Source organism: Caldisericaceae bacterium (genome assembly GCA_036574215.1).
In the GTDB taxonomy this organism is placed as follows: Bacteria; Caldisericota; Caldisericia; order Caldisericales; family Caldisericaceae; genus Caldisericum.
Genome location: JAINCR010000024.1, coordinates 1 through 2,605 on the forward strand (window position 1 = coordinate 1; position 2,605 = coordinate 2,605).

At 30.3% G+C, this 2,605-nt stretch carries 2 protein-coding genes; one reads left to right on the plus strand and one right to left on the minus strand.

The annotated features are described in order from the left end of the window. On the plus strand, positions 1-1,560 hold a 1,560-nt coding region (locus K6343_01360), incomplete at its 5' end, for a hypothetical protein (protein ID MEF3244624.1). Here K6343_01360 and K6343_01365 read toward each other — a convergent pair. Beyond that, positions 1,557-2,605: sensor domain-containing diguanylate cyclase (locus tag K6343_01365; protein ID MEF3244625.1), on the minus strand; the 1,049-nt coding region annotated here is incomplete at its 5' end. The genes K6343_01360 and K6343_01365 overlap by 4 nt on opposite strands.

The following is a 2,605-nucleotide window of genomic DNA, read 5'->3' on the forward strand; positions in this document are numbered from 1 at the left end:
ATAACTCTAAAAAAGCTAAAAGGTATATGTGTTAGGGCAGATGACCTTGAAAAGGCTGGAGTGGAAAAAAGTTTAAGTGATATTACCTACTTTGGGTATAACGCCATATTTGTGCTTGCAAAAACGCCAGAAGGTTATGTTATTTTTAATTCAAAAAATTTCCCAACCGTTATCGACAATCTTTCAAAAATCATCGAAATAGCAAAAGCAAAAAACCTTAAGGTTTATGCATATTTCCCCATAATAATGGATAAGTATTTTTTGTCGAAAAATCCAAGCGAAGGCATGGGAAATTTAGGCTATGAGAAAAATACTTACTACGTGAGTTTACTTTCAGATAAATACATAAGTTATGTAAAACTTTTCTTAAAAGAACTTCTTACATACGATGTTGATGGCATTGTTTTTGACTACATAAGATATCCAAATGGTAGTTACGACTTTTCGGATAGATTTGTTGCTCTTGGAAAAAAACAAGGTATAGACATGGACTTTGTGTCTAACGTTGCATACAAAACTTTTGTTAAACCAGCAGATTGGAAAACTATGTTTAAATTGTATGAAGAAAAAGATAAAAATATTGTTAATTGGGTAAATTTAAGAGAACTTGTGTTAAAACAGGTTGCACTTAACTTAGTAAATTATGCAAAATCAATTAAACAAGATTTAGAATTTGGCGCATTTCTTGTTTCAAGAGGATATAGATACGATACCATTGAAGAAGCTCCATCAATTACAATGAGTTATCCATACCAAAAGGTCAATTTCACTTACTTTGGCGATACTTTTAAAGATATAGTTGATTTTGTAATACCCATGGTTTATCTTTCAAGCCTTAAAGAAACAAGCGATTATGTAGACTACGTTTCAAACAAGATTAAATCACTAACAAATAATTCTCTTAAGTTTTACATTGGGATTAACCCAAGTTCAATTAGTATTGAAGACACACAACTTGAAATTAAAAATGCCTATCTTGACTCCTATGGGATTGTTCTTTTTAGATACCCACTTTTTACCATGGGAAAAGCTTTGCCGATTTCTCCAATTACCTTTAATGAAGATATTTCCTTTAAGGTTGTCAATGCAAAAAATGAAAGTAGAATTGCAAAAGTCCCTTTTTCTTTGCTAATTTTACCCCCTGCAGAAAAAGAAGTTATCGTAGAGCATTTTTATAGAGTGTTTAATTTAAAATTCATAATTGGTAGTTTTACGTTTTTTGTAAATAATGAAAGCCATCAAATGGATGTTGCTCCATTTATTAAAAACTCACGTAGTTTTGTGCCAGTTCGTTTTTTAAGTGAGGCAATGGGGTTAAAAGTTGATTACAAAGAAAAAACAAAAGAAGTTTTTATTGAAAATGGCTTAATAGCATTGAAAATAGGAAGTAAAGAGTATTTTGTAAATGGAGAAAAATTAACAATGGATGTTGCTCCATTTATTGAGAATGCCCGAACATACGTGCCTTTACGCTTTATTATGGAAGCATTTAAATTTGATGTCTTATGGGATGAGGCAAATAAAACAATCGAAGTAAGTGGTATTTTAAGAATTGACTAATTTTCTAACTTCTTTTTTTCATTATAAAGGTAAATATCAGCTGTTTTCAACAAATCGCTAAGATTTTCTCCTTCGTATTCTTTTATACCAATTGAGACACTGATATTAAAAGGAACATTCAAATCTATTTTTTGTGTATTTAGCTTTATTCTTTTTGCAATTTGTGTTGCTAATTTACTGTTAGTATTTCTCAATATCACCGCAAACTCATCTCCACCAAGTCTAAAGATACTATCTTCTTTTCTTACAACTTTTTCTAAAACCCTTGCAAATTCAACCAAAAGCCTATCGCCCATAGAGTGTCCAAAAGTATCGTTGAATTTTTTAAACTTATCAAGGTCTAAAACAAGTAAAGTAAAGGGAGTTTTATATTTTTCATACTGATTAATCTCGTAAATTATTTTTTCCTCAAATTCCCTTCTATTGTAGAGATTTGTAAGTGGGTCTGTAATTGAGTCCCACCGGAATTTCTCTATAAGTAGGTTCTTAGCAAGTGCAATGTTCACATTTCTTGCAAAGGTTTCTGCAAAATCTATATCTTCTCTAACAAAAGCATTTGTAGTATTTTTTGAAACGCTTACAACATACATAACCTTGTTATCGAGATTCAAGAGTGGAATACCAATCCATGACTCAGGATTTCCAATTGTTTTATACCAGCCAGGAATTTCAAATGTATTTTGAACGTAATTAACTTTCCCAATTCTTACAATTGAATCAATATGTTCACCGTAATAGGCAGAATTAATTTTATCTTCGATATCTTTTAATTCACTATAATCTACATTTATTGTTGAAATAAAAGTGTAGTTTCCTTTTCCTTTACTTACATCAAGTAATGAAACTTTATCTGCTTCAAACAAGTTCATTGCACCACTTATAATCGTATAATGCATTTCTTCCAAGACAATAGAGTGGCTTACCTTATCAAGGAGTTCGGTAAGCATCATGAATTTTTTTAAATATCTTTCTTTTCTTTCTAAATTGAGTTTTTCTTTTTCAAAAATGTATTTTGATACTATGATATGTAAAAACTTATCTATCT